Consider the following 16,400-nt stretch of genomic DNA (forward strand, 5'->3'; position numbering starts at 1 on the left):
GTCTCCTGGGTGAGCCGATCGTTTCTCACTGCTTGCGGGTGAACCATGAAGCCACGCCCTCGTGCCGACCGAAAGTGGACGATCACTCCCGTTATTGTCAGTTTTGTGCCGTTGAGCTGTGCGTTCGTGAACCTCAAGCCCGGCGTCGGAAAGACGACGAGTGCTGTGTGGCTGGCCCATGCGTTTCATGAGTTGGGTATGTCGCCGTTGCTGGTCGACGGTGACCCGGCCGCTTCCGCGTTGCGCTGGAGCGAGCTGGCCAGTGGCTTTCCGTTTCCGGTGATCGCTCTGCCGGTGGGGGATGTCCACCGTCGCGTGAACGACTTCCTCGGCAACCGGCAGGCCGTCGTGCTCGATGCGCCCCAGCTGGAGGACCATCCCCGCATCGCCCGCAGCATCATGAGGTACGCCGGCGAGTGGATCGTTCCCGTGACGCCCGCCCCCATCGAACTGGACCGGATGGCACCCATTCGTAGCGAGATGGCGGACGTGCAGTCGCTGCGTGCCGAGCCGGCCCGCACGGCGGTCCTGCTCAATCGCACCAACCGTCCCGATGCCACGCGCACCGGGCCCGATGCGGACGCTCGCGAGGCACTCACCGAGCGGGGTTTCGAGGTGCTGGACACCCAGATCGCGCGGCTCGACCTCTACGCCCAGTCTTTCGGGAACCCGGTCCAGGCCAAGGGCTCGGCGTACATGGACTTCGCGGAGGAACTGATCAAGCGTCAGGATGGGGCATGAGTCAGCGCAAGGAGAGCTACCGCGCCGCATTGCGGCGCGAGCAGGATGTCTCGGCACCCCGGTCCACCAAAGTCACCACGCTGAAGAGCAGATACATCCGGGTGACCGTCGAGCTCGATCCCGACCTGCAAGGCGACCTGACGCGATGGGTGGGACGGCCGGTCTCCTCGGTCGTGTTCGTCGGCGCGACCGTACTGCGTACCGTGGCCGCCACCGCCGGCTGGGTAACCCGGCTCGGAGGCCAGGCTGCGTCCGTCCCGCGTGAGGTTCCGGATTCGGGTCGCTGACCAGGCGGTTCACACGGCAGGGGGCCCTGCCTGAGGTGGCCGTACGCAGTGACGGCCCCCGGCCGTGCCAGGACGACGGCGGGGCCCTCGCGCGGAGGTGGAGCTACCAGGTGAAGCGTTGGGGCGCCCCGCCGTTGCGTGCCTGGATGACGAGCTGTCCCCGAACCGCGACCGCTATGCAGGCCGCACGCGACGTCACGCGACCCGTAGGGATGTCGCCCTGAGGGACCACGCACAGCGCCGTCGGCACCGCGAGGCACTCTGCTCCTGCGGAACCACCCCAGACCAACCGAGACCAATGCCCTGACGAGCACAACGCCGGCATCGAGAGGTGGGACGCCTGTCCGCACCTCATTGAAGGCCGACTCCATGCCCGACTGCCCCCCACGATGGCTGACAGTGCGGTGTTCGACTCCGCGTGCACCCGGGTGGGCCGCGAGGGCCGCACGATCGCCCTGCTGTGCGCCGACGCTTTCGCAGTCGTATCCGGCTTGTGCCGCCGGGCGGCCGAAGGGGTGTACGGAACGTGGTGCGGCCCGATCGGCTGCCTCTCAAGAGTGCCGGGAGGCTGCCGCGTGGCGAGGCTTCTTATGACAACGGCATTGACGTGTAGGGGAGCCGCCGATTTCATGGCTCGCACTTCCTCCCCCCACGCCCCTCCGAGCAAGGCGGTGATCCGTTGGCGTCGACGGTGAAGGACATGCGATCTGGTCCGGGAACGGCCGCGGGCCACGGCGCGATGCGCCAGTCGATCGGCCTGCTGGACGGTGCGGTGATCGCCGCCTCCAGTACGGCCGCCACCAGTAGCATCGGCATCGGCCTGGGTCTGATGGCCGGGATCGTCGGCCTGCACCTGCCCGCGATCATGCTGCTGGCCTTCCTGCCCGTGCTCGCCATCGCGGGCGGCTACGGGCGGCTGAACGCCGTCGAGCCGGACGCCGGCAGCAGCTACCGCTGGGTCGGTCGTACCCTCAGCCCCTGGCTGGGCTTCCTCACCGGCTGGGTGAACACCGTCGGCACGGTGGTCTTCATGGCGTACACCACCACCGTCACCGGCTCGGCGATCATCCAACTCCTTGGCCAGGCGCACCTGCGCAGCATCGCCGGCCTGCGGCTGGACGCCGACTCGACCGTGCAGTGCACCCTGCTCGGGCTCGTCGTCCTGATCGGTGCCGCGCTGGTCGCCGTACAAGGTCTCGAGCTCGCTGCCCGGCTGCAGAAGGCACTGTTGGTGTTCGAGTACCTGGTGCTGCTCGGCTTCTGCGGGTACGGGCTGTTCGCGGGTGATCAGCCGTTCTCGCTCCAGTGGTACAACCCCTTCGACATCCCCTCCTTCGACGCGGTGGCGCAGGGCATGGTGCTGGCGGTGTTCTGCTACTGGGGCTTCGAGTCGGTGTTCAGCGTCGGCGAGGAGGTGCGCGACCCACGCGACGCCTCCCGGGGCGGCTTCCTCGCGCTGGTGGTGATGCTGCTGCTCTTCCTGCTGGCCGGCACCGCCTTCCAACGAGTGCTCCCACTGGGCGAGTTGGCCGACAACGGCGCGCACGGACTGACCTACTTCGGCGACCGGCTCGCTCACCAGCCGCTGGCCGCACTGCCGTTGATCGCGCTGATGTTCTCCGCCGTGGCCTCGCTGCAGTCCTCGGTGATCCCGACCGCGCGCGGGATGTACGCGATGGGCCGCGACGGAGTACTCGGGCCGATCTGGACCCGGCTGCACCCCCGGTACGCCACTCCCGCCATCGGCACCCTGCTGATCACCGGCGTCGCCGTGCTCCTCGCCCTCGCCTCGATCGCCATCCCCACCGTCAACGACCTCATCTCGGCCTCCGTCAACGCGATCGGCATCATCGTCGCGCTCTACTACGCGCTCACCGCCGTCGCAGCCGCCGTCCGGTTCCGCCACCTCCTGCGCACCGACCTGCGGCAGGGCCTGCGCGCCGTGGTCGCGCCGCTGCTCGGCGCCGCCGTGCTGCTCGCCGTCGGCGGCTACCTGGCCTGGACCTTCTACGACTCCACCGACCACTTCGAACTGGCCGCCGACAACGGGTGGTTCGAACTGACCGTGGTGGTGCTGATGGTCGTCACCGGACTGCCGTCGGCGGCCTGGGCCCGTTGGCGGCGGCGCTCGCCGTACTTCCTCCACCCCACTGACTGACACAGCAAGAACGGAGCACCACCGATGACCGAGGCCGATCTGGTCTTCACCCACGGCCCTGTCCACACCGGCGACGCCGCCCGCACCCGGGCGAGCGGCCTGGCCGTGACCGGTGAGCGGATCACCGCCGTCGGGCACGACGAGGTCCGGGAGTTGATCGGGCCGAAGACGGAGGTCGTGGACCTCACCGGCAAGCTGCTGCTGCCGGGCTTCCAGGACGCCCATATCCACGCGGTTTCCGGCGGCGTCGAGTTGGCCGCCTGCGACCTCACCGGCACGGTGGGCGTGGCCGAGTACCTGGAGCGGATCCGCGCCTACGCCGAGGCCAACCCCGACCGGGCGTGGATCAGCGGCAGCGGCTGGTCGCTGGAGAGCTTCGACGGCGGGCTGCCGACACGGCAGTTGCTCGACTCCGTCGTCCCGGACCGTCCGGTCTACCTCACCAACCGCGACCACCACGGCGCCTGGGCCAACACCCGAGCCCTGGAACTGGCCGGCCTCACCCGCGACACCCCCGACCCGGCCGACGGCCGGATCGAGCGCGAGGCCGACGGTACTCCCAGCGGCACGCTCCAGGAGGGCGCCACCAGCCTGGTCGCTCGGCTGGTGCCGGCGGCCACGGCCGCAGAACGGCTTTCCGGTCTGCTGCGGGCGCAGCGCCTGCTGCATTCGCTCGGCATCACCGGCTGGCAGGACGCGCTGCTCGGCGTGTTCAACGGCCAGCCCGACCCCTCCGACGCCTATCTGGCCGCCGCCCGCTCCGGCGCGCTGACCGCCCGGGTGACCGGTGCGCTCTGGTGGGACCGCGACCGCGGCGCCGAGCAGATCACCGAACTGATCGAGCGCCGCGCCGAGTTGAGCCACGGACGGTTCCGGGCCGGCTCGGTGAAGATCATGCAGGACGGCATCGCGGAGAACTTCACCGCCGCGATGACCAGCCCCTACCTGGACGGCTGCGGCTGCGCCACCGCGAACTCGGGCCTCAGCTTCGTCGATCCGAAGGACCTGTGCGGGTACGTCTGCGAACTGGACGCGCTCGGCTTCCAGGTGCACTTCCACGCCCTCGGCGACCGGGCGGTCCGCGAGGCGCTGGACGCCGTCGAGGCCGCTCGGACGGCCAACGGGTGGCGCGACACCCGCCACCACCTCGCCCACCTCCAGGTGGTCCACCCGGACGACATCCGGCGCTTCGCCGAGCTCGGCGCGATCGCCAACATCCAGCCGCTGTGGGCCGCGCACGAGCCGCAGATGGACGAGCTGACCATCCCCTTCCTCGGGCCCGAACGCGCGGCCTGGCAGTACCCGTTCGGCGCGCTCCTGCGCGCGGGCGCCACCCTGGCGGCGGGCAGCGACTGGCCGGTGAGCAGCCCGGATCCGCTGGCCGGCCTGCACGTCGCGGTCAACCGGCGGGAGCCGGAGGCCACCGACGGCCGGGTCTTCCTGCCCGAGCAGCGCCTCGACCTGCCCTCCGCCCTCGCCGCGTACACGGCCGGAGCCGCCCATGTGAACGGCCACGACGACGCGGGCACGCTGGCCGTCGGACGGCTCGCCGACCTGGTCGTCCTCGACCGCGACATCCTGACCCGACCCGCCGAGGAGATCGCCGACGCCCGAGTGCTGCGCACCTACGTCGGCGGGGAACTCGTCCACGCGGCGGACTGAACGCGTCGCAGGGCGTCGTCGCCGGGCCCCGGGGGGGCTCGGCGACGACGCCCTGCGACTGGTGCCGGGTGTCAGCTGTCGAAGCCCAGGCCGAACCGGTCCAGCGTGCGCAGCCATAGGTTGCGCCGCCCGCCGTCGGCGTCGGCGCGGGTGAGCGCCCACTGGGTGATGCCGATGCCGATCGAGCGGACCGGCTCGGGCGGGAACGGCAGCGGCTTGCGGCGCACCAGCTCCAGGGCGGTGCGCTCGGTGCGGGCGCCGGCCAACAGGTCGAGCATCACCTCGGCGCCGAAGCGGGTGGCGCCGACGCCCAGGCCGGTGAACCCGGCGGCGTAGGCGACCCGGCCGCCGTGCGAGAGGTCGAGGAACGCGCTGAACCGGGTGCAGGTGTCGATCGCGCCGCCCCAGGCGTGGCTGAACCGGACGCCCGCCAGCTGCGGGAAGGTCTGGAAGAAGTGTCGGGCGAGGGTGGCGAAGGTCTCCGGGCGCTGGTCGCGCTCGGCCCGTACCCGGCTGCGGAACTGGTGGACGACGTCGTAGCCGCCGAACAGGATGCGGTTGTCGGCGGAGAGCCGGACGTAGTGGAAGTGGTTGGCGCTGTCGGCGAAGCCCTGGCGGTTCCGCCAGCCGACGGAGGCGAGCTGCTCCTCCGTCAGCGGTTCGGTCATCAGCGCGTAGTCGTAGACCGGCACGGTGTAGAGCCGGTGACGGCGCAGCAGCGAGGGGAAGGCGTTGGTGGCGAGCGCGACCCGGCGGGCGCCGACGCGGCCGTACGGGGTTCGGACGGTGATCCCGCGCGGGGAGTCGGTCAGCCCGGTGGCTCGGGTGTGTTCGTGGATCCGTACGCCCAGGTCGAGGCAGGCCCGCTTGAGGCCCCAGGCGAGGCGGGCGGGGTTGAGCATGGCGACGCCCTCGCGGTCCCAGAGCCCGCCGAGGAAGGTGGGGGAGTCGATCTCGGCGCGGACGGCCTCGCGGTCGAGGATGTCGAGCCGGCTGCCGTAGCGGGCGGCGAGCTCCGCGAACTCGTGCAGGCCGTCGACCTGGTAGGGCTCGGTGGCGACGACGAGGGAGCCGGTGCGCTCCCAGTCGCAGTCGATGCCGTGGCGCTTGATGGTGTCCTCCATGGCCTGGAGGTTGGCGGCGCCGAGCCGTTCCAGGGTGGCGAGTTCGTCCGGCCAGCGCGCGTGGCCGTTGGCGAGGCCGTGGGTGAGGCTGGCCTCGCAGAAGCCGCCGTTGCGGCCGGAGGCGGCCCAGCCGATCTCCTGCGCCTCGATCAGGGTGACGTCGAGCGAGGGGTCGCGCTCCTTGGCGATCAGCGCGGTCCACAGCCCGCTGTAGCCCCCGCCCACCACCAGCAGGTCGCAGCGCACGTCCCCGACCAGGGCGGAGGCGGCCGGGGGTCTGCCGGGGTCGTCGAGCCAGAACGGTATGGGCTGGGCATCCTGGAGGGCGCGGCGGGGGTCGGCCATGGCGGGTGGCTCCTTCGGTGCGTGGAGGGTCAGGGCCTCCGGGTGCCGTCATCAGACCGCCGGGCCGGATTCAAGGTCAATGGTGTTGACATAAGCGCTAGGCAGGGGGCGGGAGCTCGATCCGGTCCAGGATCCGGGCCGCGATCGCCGTGGCGCCCGGCTGGTAGCGGTGTGCGAGCGTGCGGAACAACTGCTCGGCCGCCTCGGCGGGCCAGTCGGCGGGCAGGTGCTCGGCCGGCAGGTGCGGATCGCCCCGGACGAGGTCCAACCAGTCGGTGTGGAGCAGCAGTTCACGGGCGAGGTCGTCGGTGCCGGGTGTGCCGGGTGCGGTCCCGCCCCACCGGTCGAGGAAGGCGCCGTACCCGGCCGCGATCGCCGGGACGTCGAAGGCGGCCAGCAGGTCGGCGGCATCGGTCGGGGCGACGGCCCGGCCGTGGAAGACCCGCAGGTGCCCCTCCAGGTCGAGTCCGTCGACCAGGGCGGCCACGTCGACCTCGCCGGGTGCCGTCCACAGGCCGCTCTGCAGCGGGGCGAAGCCGCCCCAGACCAGCCGGGAGCGCAGGTCGTGCCGCTCGCGGCGCCAGGCCTCGGGGAGGGAGAAGCCGACCAGCGTCCAACTGCCGTCCCACTCCCGGTTGACGGCGCCGGTGCGCCAGATCCGGTCCTGCCCGTCGGTGAGCACGGTCGTGGCGCGCTCGGTCAGGCCGAAGTACATGCGCCGGCCGCGGCGGTGGCGTGCCAGCAGGCCGCGGTTCACCATCCGGGTGAGGGTCGAGCGGACGGCCTCCTCGCTGACCTGGACCCGGGCGAAGGCGTCGATGACGCCCGCGGAGGCGAGGGCGACGTCCCGGCCGAGCGCGTGGATGCCGAAGAAGCTCAGCATCAGGGACTGCGGTCGCGGCGCAGCGGCGTCCTGGTCGGCGGGCAAGGTCTTCCTCCTGAGGTTCGGTGGGTCGGGGCAACAGCGTAGTCAGGACAATATTCGGCAGTCTATTGACCGTCGACAAAATTGTGCCTAGCTTCTCGGTAGCCGCCGGTGGCGATGCCTGGTCGCGAACACGCGCCTCCGCCCCGGCCGGGCGAAAGGACTCCCATGGATCGCATCGCTCTCTCCGGCAGGGTCGCCGTCGTCACCGGCAGCGGACGCGGACTCGGCCTCGCCTACGCCAGGGCTCTGGCCGCTGCCGGAGCCTCGGTGGTCGTCAACGACGTCGACCCGCAGGCCGCCGCCGACGCCGTCAAGGTGATCACCGACGCCGGCGGCCGGGCCGTCGCGCTGTCCGTCCCGGTCGGCACCGCGGAGGCCGCCGAGGCGCTGGTCGCCTGCGCCGTCGAGAACTTCGGGCGACTGGACGCGATGGTCACCAACGCCGGAGTGCTGCGCGACAAGGTGCTCTGGAAGATGACCGACGAGGACTTCGACACCGTCGTGCAGGTCCACCTGCGCGGCACCTTCACCTGTGTCCGCGCCGCCGTCGAGCGGATGCGCGAGCAGGGCGAGGGCGGCCGGATCATCGTGGCCGGCTCCCCGGCCGGGCAGCGGGGCAACTTCGGGCAGACCAACTACGCCGCCGCCAAGGCCGGGATCGCCGCCATGGTGCGCACCTGGGCGATGGAGCTGGCCCGGGCGGGCGTCACCGCCAACGCCGTCATCCCGGTCGCCGCCACCGCCTTGACCAAGACCATCCCCGTGTTCGCCCCGCATATCGAGGCGCTGGAGCAGCACGGCACACCGTTCCCCGACACCCTGCGCAAGGGCGAGGGCTTCGGCACCCCCGAGGACGTGGCCGGGCTGGTCGCCTTCCTCGCCTCCGAGGCCTCCGCCGGGATCACAGGGCAGTGCATCGGCGTCGGCGGCGACAAGCTCGCCTTGTGGTCGCACCCGGAGGAGGTCGCGGTCGCCTACACCGACGGAGGCTGGAGCGCGGAGGCGATCGCCGCGACCTGGCCGGTCTCGGTCGGGCGCAACCCGCAGACCTACGGCATCCCGGCCCCGCAGCTGTGAGCGCCGAAGCGAGGGATCGCCACCACGCCGCGATGACCCCGGACGAACTCGTCGCGATCGACGTGCACACCCACGCCGAGGTCTCCGCCAAGGGCGCGGCCTCCCTGTCGGCGGAGCTGGACAGCGCGGCCGGCGCCTACTTCAAGGCCGAGCACCGCCACCCCACCCTGCCGGAGATCGCCGCCCACTACCGCGAGCGGAGGATGGCCTGCGTCGTCTTCACCGTCGACGCCGAGTCCGCCACCGGCACCCCGCCGGTCCCGAACGAGGAGATCGCCGAAGCCGCGCTGGAGCACCCCGACGTGATCATCCCCTTCGCCGGGGTCGACCCGTACAAGGGGAAGGCCGCGGTGCGCCAGATCCGGCGCCTGGTCGAGGAGTTCGGGGTCAAGGGCTTCAAGTTCCACCCGAACATCCAGGCCTTCCACCCCAACGACCGGCTCGCCTACCCACTGTACGAGGCGATCGAGGAAGCCGGCGCGATCGCCGTCTTCCACACCGGCCAGACCGGGATCGGCGCGGGCGCGCCCGGGGGCGGCGGAATCCGGCTGAAGTACTCCAACCCGATGGACGTGGACGACGTCGCCGCCGACTTCCCCGGCATGCGGATCATCCTCGCCCACCCCTCCTTCCCCTGGCAGGACGAGGCGTTGGCGGTGGCCACCCACAAGCCGCAGGTGTACATCGACCTTTCCGGCTGGTCGCCCAAGTACTTCCCGCCGCAGCTCGTCCGGTACGCCAACAGCCTGCTCAAGGACAAGGTGCTGTTCGGTTCGGACTACCCGCTGCTCTCCCCGGACCGCTGGCTCGCCGACTTCGCCGGGCTACCGATCAAGGACGAGGTCCGCCCGAAGATCCTCAAGGAGAACGCGATCCGGCTGCTCGGCCTCGACGGGAGGTGAGGGCAGCCATGCGCACACCCGCGCGCAACCAGGGCATCGGATCCTGGCCGACCCGTCGGGCCCGCCGCACCCCCCGGCGCTCCGCGCTGGTGCACGAGGGCGCGGCCGTCGACTACGCCCGGCTGTCCGATCGCTGCACCCGGCTGGCGCACGCGCTGCGCCAGGCGGGCATCCGGCGCGGCGACCGGGTGGCCTTCCTCGGCCCGAACCACCCGGCCTACCTGGAGGCGCTGTTCGCGGCCGGACTGCTGGGCGCCGCCTTCGTTCCGCTCAACACCCGCCTGGCGGTGCCGGAACTCCGGTACCAGCTGGCCGACTCGGGCAGTGCGGTGTTGCTGACCATGCGTCAAGACAGCGATGTCGTACGGCTGTTGACTGAAAGTGTCGATGTCTGGCAGGCGGAGGGCGAGGCGTACGAGGAACTGCTCGCCGCCGCGCCCGGGGAGTCGATCGACGAGGAGGTCGGCCCGGACGACCCCTGCCTGATCATGTACACCTCGGGCACCACCGGCCGGGCCAAGGGCGCCGTCCTCACCCACGGCAACATCCTCTGGAACAGCCTCAACGTGCTGGTCGACACCGACCTCACGAGCGACGAGGTGGCCCTGGTCAGCGCTCCGCTGTTCCACACCGGCGCGTTGAACATGAGCTGTCTGCCGGTGCTGCTCAAGGGCGGCACGGTGGTCCTGGAGTCGGCCTTCGACGCCGCCCGCACCCTGGAGCTGATCCAACGCCACCGCGTCACCTGCATGTTCGGCGTGCCGACCATGTACGACGCGGTGGCCGCCGCCCAAGGTTGGCCGGCGGCGGACCTGTCCAGCCTGCGGAACCTGCTGTGCGGCGGGGCGCCCGTGCCCGCCCGCACCGCCCGCGCCTACCTCGACCGCGGTCTCGCCTTCGTGCAGGGCTACGGCATGACGGAGGCCTCGCCCGGCGCGCTGATCCTGCACCGCGCCGACGCGCAGACCCGTGCCGGAACGGCCGGAGTGCCGCACTTCTTCACCGAGGTCGGCGTGGTGGACCCGCTCGGCGAGGAGGCCGGACCGGGTGTGGAGGGGGAGGTACTGGTCGCCGGGCCCAACGTCACGCCCGGGTACTGGAACCTGCCCGACGCCACGGCGAAGGCCTTCCACAGGGGCGGTTGGTTCCGCTCCGGCGACGTCGCGGTGGTCGACGCCGAGGGCTACGTCCGCCTGGTCGACCGGGTCAAGGACATGATCATCTCGGGCGGGGAGAACATCTACCCGGCCGAGGTGGAGGACGCCCTGCTGGAGCACCCGGCCGTCGCCGAGTGCGCCGTCATCGGGGTGGCCCACCCGGTCTGGGGCGAGGTCGGGCGGGCGGTGGTGGTCCTGCGCGAGGGCGCCGCCGTCGAGCCCGCCGAGCTGCTCGCCCACCTGGACGGGCGGCTGGCCCGCTACAAGATCCCCAAGTCCGTCGTGCTCGCGCCCGAACTGCCGCGCAACGCGACCGGAAAGCTGCTCAAGGGCCCGATCCGGGCGCGCTTCTCCGACTGACCCTTCCCTACGTTCGACAAGGAGCACCCGTATGCCCACCACCGTCCACGGTATTGAAGAGATCAAGGCCCAGGCCGGCGCCGACCTCGGCCACACCGCCTGGCGGGAGATCGACCAGCCGCGGGTCGACCTGTTCGCCGACGCCACCGACGACCACCAGTGGATCCACACCGATGCCGAACGGGCCAAGACCGGCCCGTTCGGCGGCACCATCGCGCACGGCTACCTCACCCTCTCGCTGCTCATTCCGCTCTGGAGCGAGCTGCTGGCGGTCGAGGGCGTCGCGATGGCCGTCAACTACGGCCTCAACAAGGTCCGTTTCCCCGCGCCGGTGCCGGTCGGCGCGAAGATCCGTGCCCACGGCACGATCGTCTCGGTCGAGGACGTCAAGGGCGGCGGCGTGGAGGTCGTGGTCGACCTCACCGTGGAGATCGACGGTATCGCCAAGCCCGCCTGCGTGGCCCAGGCCGTCTACCGCTTCTACGCCTGATCCCCGCTCCGCAACCCCGAAGGGGGCGGCTGCCACGAAGCAGCCGCCCCCTTCGGGGTTGCGCCTCAGACCACCGGCAGCCCGACGTAGTTCTCCGCCAGCGAGGCGGAACCGGCCGGTGAGGAGGCCAGGTACCGCAGGTGGGACAGGCGCAGCCGGCGGTCGAACTCGCCCTCGCCCGGCGCCGGGTGGAGCAGCGTGGTCATGGTGTACGAGAAGTGCTCGGCCCGCCAGACGCGGCGCAGCGCCGTCTCCGAGTAGGCGTCGAGCAGCGACTCGTCCCGGCCCGGAGCCCAGCGGCCGATCGCCCGGGCGAGCAGGGTGACGTCGGCGACGGCGAGGTTGAGGCCCTTCGCGCCGGTGGGCGGGACGATGTGCGCCGCGTCGCCGGCAAGGAACAGCCGTCCGTGGCGCATGGGTTCGGCGACGAAGCTGCGCATCGGGGTGATGCTCTTCTCGGTGATCGGGCCGCGGGCGAGGCGCCAGTCGGCGTCCACGGCGAAGCGGGTGTCCAACTCGTCCCAGACCCGCTCGTCCGGCCAGTCGTCCACCGAGTCCTGCGGATCGACCTGGAGGTAGAGGCGGCTGACCTGCGGGGAGCGCATGCTGTGCAGGGCGAAACCGCGCTCGTGGTGGGCGTAGATCAGCTCCTCGCAGGAGGGTGGGACATCGGCCAGGACGCCCAGCCAGGAGAACGGGTACGTCCGCTCGCTGACGGTCAGCAGGCCCTCGGGCATCGACCGGCGGCCGATGCCGTGGAAGCCGTCGCAGGCGACCACGAGCTCGCAGTCCAGGGTGTGCTCGGCGCCCTCGTGCCGGTAGCGGATGCTCGGTGCGGCCGTGTCGATGCCGTCCACCGACAGCGCCTCGGCCTCGAACAGTACGGTGCCGCAGGCCGCCTCGCGCAGCGCGATGAGGTCCTTGACCACCTCGGTCTGGGCGTAGACCATCACCGAGCGGCCGTCCGCGAGGGCGGGGAAGTCGATCCGGTGCGAGCGGCCGTCGAAACGCAGCTCGATGCCGTGGTGCGGCAGGCCCTGGCGGTCCATCCGCTCGCCGGCGCCGGATTCGCGCAGCACGTCGACGGTGGCCTGTTCGAGGATGCCGGCGCGCTGGCGGCGCTCGACGTAGCCGCGGTCGCGCAGCTCCAGGACGACGTTGTCGATGCCCTGGGTGTGGAGCAGGTGGGAGAGCAGGAGGCCGGCCGGGCCGGCGCCGATGATGCCGACGCTGGTGCGCATGGGGTGTGCCTTCCGGTGAGGTCAGTGGGTGGGGGAGTCGGCCGGATCAGCGGGACCGGCGAGGTCCGCGAGGACGGCCTGGGCGGTGGCGAAGGCCGCGTTGGCGCTCGGCACCCCGCAGTACACGGCGGTCTGCAGCAGCACCTCGGCGATCTCGTCCGCCGTGAGCCCGTTGCGGACGGCGGCGCGGACGTGCATCGCCAGCTCGTCCTGGTGGCCGCGGGCGGCGAGGGCGGTGAGCGTGACGCAGCTGCGGGTGCGCCGGTCGAGGCCGGGACGGGTCCAGATCTCGCCCCAGGCGTAGCGGGTGATGAAGTCCTGGAACACGGCGGTGAAGCCGGTGGTCCGGGCGGCAGCGCGGTCCACGTGGGCGTCGCCCAGCACCTGGCGGCGCACCGCCGTGCCCGCGCGGTGGCGGGACTGGTCGTCGGCGGGGGTGCCGAAGTGGCCCATCAGGGCGGTGAGAACGGCCTGCGGCTGTTCGACGGGGGCGAGATGGGCGGCGTCGGCGAGCTCCAGCAGGCCGGCGTCGGGGATGCCGTCGGCGAGTTCCCGGGCGTGTGCCGGTGGCGTGGCCGGGTCGCGGCGGCCGGCGATCACCAGGGTGGGCGCGGTGATCCGGGCGAGTTCGGTGCGCAGATCGTAGGCGGCGAGCGCGTCGCAGCAGGCGGCGTATCCGCTGCGGGCCGTGCCGCGGAGGTCCTCGACCAGCGCGGCGGCGGCCGGGGAGTCGGCGAAGGCGGGGGTGAACCACCGGCCGGGGGCGGTCGCGGCCAGCGCCCCGGTTCCCTTGGCGCGAACCAGTTCTGCCCGTTCGAGCCAGCCGGCGGGTGGACCGAAGCGGGCCGAGGAGCAGACCAGGGCGAGTGCGGTGATCCGTTCGGGGTGGTGCACCGCGAGGTGGGCGCCGATCGCCCCGCCGAGCGAGATCCCCGCGTAGCCGAAGCGCCGTACGCCGAGGTGATCGGCGAGGCCGAGGACGAGGTCGGCGAGGTCCGCGACGAGGGTGCTGCCGTGATCGGGCAGGAGCTCGGCGGTGCTGCCGCCGTGGCCGGGCAGGTCGAAGCGGACCACCCGGTGCCGGCGGGCCAGCGCGGGCAGTTGGGCGTCCCAGACGGCGAGGGAGGTGCCCAGGGAGGGGCCGAGGAACAGCACCGGCGCGTCCGGCGGCCCGTCGATCCGGTGGTGCAGACGTACGGTCACGAGGGGTTCTCCTGGGCGGGGGGAACGGGTCGGCGCTGCAGGGCCCGGTCGACGAGCGCTCCGGCGGCGCCGAGGTACCGGGTGGGGTCGGTGAGTTCGTGCAGCCGTCCAGCGGTGATCAGGCCGTGCAGGGCGGGCTCCTGCGCGAGCACCTCGGCGAGGTTCGACTCCTCCTCGGCGGCCCGCAGGACGGCGCGTTTCAGCAGCTCCCGGGCCGGGCCGCGGCCGAGCAGTGCGGTGAGTTCGCCGACCAGGTGCTCGCTCGCCACCAGGCCGCGGGTGAGGCGCAGGTTGTCGTGCATCCGGACGGCGAACACCCGGAGGTCGGCGGAGAGTTCGGCGGCCCGGGCGGACGCGGCGCCGGCCAGCCGGAGCAGCTCGCGCAGCGGCTGCCACTCCGCGTGCCAGGCGCCGGCCGGGCGCTCGTCCTCGGCGGCCAGCGCGCCGAGCAGCACGGCGGCCGACGCCGGGGCCTGCCGGGCGGCCGCGGCGATCAGCGTGGCCGCCACCGGGTTGGCCTTGTGCGGCATCGCGGAGGAGCCGCCGCCCCGGCCCTCGGTGAGCTCGCCGATCTCGGTGCGGCTGAGCACCAGCACGTCGGCGGCGAGCTTGCCGAGCGCGCCTGCGGTGAAGGCCAGCGCGGCAGCCAGGTCGGCGATCGGGGTACGCAGCGTGTGCCAGGGCAACTCCGGCTCGGCCAGGCCGAGTTCGTGAGCGTACCGGGCCATGAGCGCCGGCCCGTCCGGGGCGTCGAAGGCCGCCAGGGTGCCGGCCGCGCCGCCGAGTTGGGCGGGCAGCCGGACGGCGGCGAGCCGGTCGGCGGCGTCCAGTACGAGGCTGCGCCAGCCGGCCGCCTTGAGCCCGAAGGTGGTCGGGACGGCGTGCTGGGTGAGCGTGCGTCCGGCCATCGGGGTGAGCCGGTGCGCGGCGGCGAGCCGGCCGAGGGCCTCGGCGGCATCGTGCAGGGCAGCGGTGATCAACGGCAGGCAGCGGGCGGCGACCAGCATCGTGGCGGTGTCCAGGATGTCCTGGCTGGTGGCGCCCCGGTGCACGTACGGCGCGGCCTCGGCGGGCACGGCCGCGGTGAGGTCGGCGACCAGCGGGATCACCGGGTTGCCGCCCACCCGGGCGCGCAGCGCGAGGCTCCTCGGGTCGAAGCCCTCGGCGCGGGCGGCGGCCGTCACGGCCTGCGCGGCCTGGGCCGGGGCCTGGCCGAGCCCGGCCTGGGCCCGGGTCAGAGCGGCCTCGGCGTCCAGCATCGCCTGCAGGAAGGCCCGGTCGCCGGTGGCGGCCTCGACCGCCGTACCGGCTCGGACGGGGGAGAGCAGGCCGAGGTCCGCGCCGTCGGGGTCGTCAGGGGAACCGTGAGGGGAAGTGCCGTCGGTGGAAGTGCCGTCAGTGGAAGTCAAGGAAGACCGTCTCCTCGGGGCCCTGCAGTCGCACGTCGAAGCGGTAGCCGCGCGGGGCCGTCTCGTGGGCCAGCAGGGTGGTGCGGCGCTGTGGGCCGAGCGCGGCCAGCAGCGGGTCGGCGTCGGTCGCAGGCCCGGGCAGGTAGATCCGGGTGTACAGGTGGTGCAGCAGGCCGCGGGCGAACACGCACAGCGACAGGTACGGCACCCCGCCGGGCGGCAGGGTGCGGATCGCCCAGCGTCCGTCGGCATCGGTGGGGACCCGGGCGAAGCCGGTGAAGGTCACCCCGTCGCGGCCGGCGAAGCCGCCGGTGGTGGGGTCGCGGCGCAGCGAGCCGGGCGCGCCGGTGCGGCTGCCGTCCGGGGCGGGCTGCCAGAGCTCCAGCAGCGCGTCGGAGACCGGCTCGCCCGCGCCGTCGTACACGGTGCCGTGGACGGTCAGGGCCTCAGGGTGCCCGGCGGGCGCGGGTTCGGGGCCGCCGGGGAAGGGCAGCGCAGAGCCGTAGAACGGGCCGACGGTCTGGGACGGGGTCGGGGGAAGCACGGGCATCATCGGCCTTCCTCGAACAGGGTGGCGCGCGGTCCGTCGAGGACGATGTCCCAGCGGTAGCCGAGCGACCACTCGGGTACGGACAGCTCGTGGTCGTACGCGGCGACCAGGCGGGTGCGGGCATCGGCGTCGGTGACGGACTGCAGGATCGGGTCGTACGGCAGCAGTGGGTCGCCGGGGAAGTAGAGCTGGGTGACCAGCCGCTGGGTGAACGCGGTGCCGAACAGTGAGAAGTGGATGTGCGCGGGGCGCCAGGCGTTGGTGTGGTTGCCCCACGGGTAGGCGCCGGGCTTGACGGTGGTGAAGCGGTAGCGACCCTGGTCGTCGGTGAGGCAGCGGCCGGTGCCGGTGAAGTTGGGGTCCAGCGGCGCCGGGTGCTGGTCGCGCTGGTGGGCGTAGCGGCCGGCGGCGTTGGCCTGCCAGATCTCCACCAGCTGGCCGGTGACGGGCCGTCCGGTCCGGTCGAGGACCCGGCCGGTCACGGTGATCCGCTCGCCGAGCGGCTCGCCGGTGTGCTGGCGGGTGAGGTCGTGGTCGAGGTCGGTGACGTCGGTGCGGCCGAAGGTGGGGCCGGACAGTTCGGCCGCCTCGGGATCCCGAACCGGGACGAGCGGCTGCCGGGGGTGGCGCAGCGCGGTGCTGCGGTAGGGCGGGTAGGCGCGGTCGGGGTGGTGGCGGGTGGCGTCCCCGGCGGCGTACGCCTCGGCCTGGGCGGCGATCTGCTCGGAGATCTCGTGCTGGGTGGGGGTCATGCCGGATTCCTCTC

General features: G+C 72.6%; 15 protein-coding genes. 8 read left to right on the forward strand and 7 right to left on the reverse strand.

Annotation, left to right across the window (positions count from 1 at the left end):
* Positions 1 to 126: 126 nt before the first annotated feature.
* The 4 genes from CG747_RS05145 (at position 127) to CG747_RS05160 (ending at position 4,848) form a co-directional block, all read left to right on the forward strand.
* Complete coding sequence (locus CG747_RS05145) at positions 127 to 741, forward strand: ParA family protein (RefSeq protein WP_107490304.1); 615 nt, start codon at positions 127 to 129, stop codon at positions 739 to 741.
* Positions 738 to 1,028, forward strand: coding sequence for a hypothetical protein (locus tag CG747_RS05150; protein ID WP_100600396.1), 291 nt, complete (start codon positions 738 to 740; stop codon positions 1,026 to 1,028). Before CG747_RS05145 ends, CG747_RS05150 begins: the two co-directional genes overlap by 4 nt.
* Positions 1,029 to 1,728: 700 nt before the next feature.
* Positions 1,729 to 3,186: an APC family permease gene (locus CG747_RS05155; protein WP_100600397.1), complete on the forward strand. Its 1,458-nt coding sequence runs from the start codon at positions 1,729 to 1,731 to the stop codon at positions 3,184 to 3,186.
* Positions 3,187 to 3,210: 24 nt separating this feature from the next.
* Complete coding sequence (locus CG747_RS05160; RefSeq protein WP_100600398.1) at positions 3,211 to 4,848, forward strand: amidohydrolase; 1,638 nt, start codon at positions 3,211 to 3,213, stop codon at positions 4,846 to 4,848.
* Positions 4,849 to 4,919: 71 nt separating this feature from the next.
* Here CG747_RS05160 and CG747_RS05165 read toward each other — a convergent pair whose 3' ends face one another.
* Entirely contained in the window at positions 4,920 to 6,317 is a 1,398-nt protein-coding gene (locus tag CG747_RS05165) for an FAD-binding oxidoreductase (RefSeq protein WP_100600399.1), read from the reverse strand.
* A 97-nt stretch (positions 6,318 to 6,414) separates the two neighbouring features.
* Positions 6,415 to 7,245 carry a PaaX family transcriptional regulator C-terminal domain-containing protein gene (locus CG747_RS05170; protein WP_257980225.1) on the reverse strand — a complete coding sequence of 277 codons (831 nt, stop codon included), beginning with the start codon at positions 7,243 to 7,245 and terminating at the stop codon, positions 6,415 to 6,417.
* A 165-nt stretch (positions 7,246 to 7,410) separates the two neighbouring features.
* Here CG747_RS05170 and CG747_RS05175 point away from each other — a divergent pair, with 165 nt between their 5' ends.
* Genes CG747_RS05175 through CG747_RS05190 form a run of 4 tightly spaced genes read left to right on the forward strand, consistent with a single transcriptional unit; the run spans position 7,411 to position 11,231 of the window.
* The gene (locus CG747_RS05175) at positions 7,411 to 8,322 is read left to right on the forward strand and encodes an SDR family NAD(P)-dependent oxidoreductase (RefSeq protein ID WP_100600400.1); all 912 of its coding nucleotides are present in this window, start codon (positions 7,411 to 7,413) and stop codon (positions 8,320 to 8,322) included.
* A 32-nt stretch (positions 8,323 to 8,354) separates the two neighbouring features.
* The gene (locus CG747_RS05180) at positions 8,355 to 9,224 is read left to right on the forward strand and encodes an amidohydrolase family protein (protein WP_100600401.1); all 870 of its coding nucleotides are present in this window, start codon (positions 8,355 to 8,357) and stop codon (positions 9,222 to 9,224) included.
* An 8-nt stretch (positions 9,225 to 9,232) separates the two neighbouring features.
* Positions 9,233 to 10,741 (forward strand): long-chain fatty acid--CoA ligase, encoded by a 1,509-nt coding sequence (locus tag CG747_RS05185; RefSeq protein ID WP_100600402.1) that lies wholly within the window; start codon positions 9,233 to 9,235, stop codon positions 10,739 to 10,741.
* 31 nt (positions 10,742 to 10,772) lie between these two features.
* Entirely contained in the window at positions 10,773 to 11,231 is a 459-nt protein-coding gene (locus CG747_RS05190; protein WP_100600403.1) for a MaoC family dehydratase, read from the forward strand.
* A 65-nt stretch (positions 11,232 to 11,296) separates the two neighbouring features.
* Here the strand turns inward: CG747_RS05190 and CG747_RS05195 are convergent, their stop codons facing one another.
* Genes CG747_RS05195 through pcaH form a run of 5 tightly spaced genes read right to left on the reverse strand, consistent with a single transcriptional unit; the run spans position 11,297 to position 16,386 of the window.
* The gene (locus tag CG747_RS05195; RefSeq protein WP_100600404.1) at positions 11,297 to 12,472 is read right to left on the reverse strand and encodes a 4-hydroxybenzoate 3-monooxygenase; all 1,176 of its coding nucleotides are present in this window, start codon (positions 12,470 to 12,472) and stop codon (positions 11,297 to 11,299) included.
* A 21-nt stretch (positions 12,473 to 12,493) separates the two neighbouring features.
* The gene (pcaD, locus tag CG747_RS05200; protein ID WP_100600405.1) at positions 12,494 to 13,675 is read right to left on the reverse strand and encodes a 3-oxoadipate enol-lactonase; all 1,182 of its coding nucleotides are present in this window, start codon (positions 13,673 to 13,675) and stop codon (positions 12,494 to 12,496) included.
* Entirely contained in the window at positions 13,672 to 15,084 is a 1,413-nt protein-coding gene (gene pcaB / locus CG747_RS05205) for a 3-carboxy-cis,cis-muconate cycloisomerase (RefSeq protein ID WP_374701738.1), read from the reverse strand. Before pcaB ends, pcaD begins: the two co-directional genes overlap by 4 nt.
* On the reverse strand, positions 15,071 to 15,634 hold the full coding sequence (gene pcaG, locus CG747_RS49135) for a protocatechuate 3,4-dioxygenase subunit alpha (RefSeq protein ID WP_257980240.1): 564 nt from the start codon (positions 15,632 to 15,634) through the stop codon (positions 15,071 to 15,073). Before pcaG ends, pcaB begins: the two co-directional genes overlap by 14 nt.
* Entirely contained in the window at positions 15,634 to 16,386 is a 753-nt protein-coding gene (gene pcaH, locus CG747_RS05210) for a protocatechuate 3,4-dioxygenase subunit beta (RefSeq protein ID WP_100600407.1), read from the reverse strand. Before pcaH ends, pcaG begins: the two co-directional genes overlap by 1 nt.
* Positions 16,387 to 16,400 lie beyond the last annotated feature (14 nt).

The sequence above is a fragment of the Streptomyces sp. CB02959 genome, assembly GCF_002803155.1.
In the GTDB taxonomy this organism is placed as follows: Bacteria; Actinomycetota; Actinomycetes; order Streptomycetales; family Streptomycetaceae; genus Streptomyces.

Bases quoted from the DNA above. Each gene is read 5' to 3' on its own strand.
- CG747_RS05150 (WP_100600396.1), top strand. From the start codon at position 738: ATGAGTCAGCGCAAGGAGAGCTACCGCGCCGCATTGCGGCGCGAGCAG.
- CG747_RS05155 (WP_100600397.1), top strand. From the start codon at position 1,729: ATGCGATCTGGTCCGGGAACGGCCGCGGGCCACGGCGCGATGCGCCAG.
- CG747_RS05160 (WP_100600398.1), top strand. From the start codon at position 3,211: ATGACCGAGGCCGATCTGGTCTTCACCCACGGCCCTGTCCACACCGGC.
- CG747_RS05165 (WP_100600399.1), bottom strand. From the start codon at position 6,317: ATGGCCGACCCCCGCCGCGCCCTCCAGGATGCCCAGCCCATACCGTTC.
- CG747_RS05175 (WP_100600400.1), top strand. From the start codon at position 7,411: ATGGATCGCATCGCTCTCTCCGGCAGGGTCGCCGTCGTCACCGGCAGC.
- CG747_RS05180 (WP_100600401.1), top strand. From the start codon at position 8,355: ATGACCCCGGACGAACTCGTCGCGATCGACGTGCACACCCACGCCGAG.
- CG747_RS05185 (WP_100600402.1), top strand. From the start codon at position 9,233: ATGCGCACACCCGCGCGCAACCAGGGCATCGGATCCTGGCCGACCCGT.
- CG747_RS05190 (WP_100600403.1), top strand. From the start codon at position 10,773: ATGCCCACCACCGTCCACGGTATTGAAGAGATCAAGGCCCAGGCCGGC.
- CG747_RS05195 (WP_100600404.1), bottom strand. From the start codon at position 12,472: ATGCGCACCAGCGTCGGCATCATCGGCGCCGGCCCGGCCGGCCTCCTG.
- pcaG (WP_257980240.1), bottom strand. From the start codon at position 15,634: ATGCCCGTGCTTCCCCCGACCCCGTCCCAGACCGTCGGCCCGTTCTAC.
- pcaH (WP_100600407.1), bottom strand. From the start codon at position 16,386: ATGACCCCCACCCAGCACGAGATCTCCGAGCAGATCGCCGCCCAGGCC.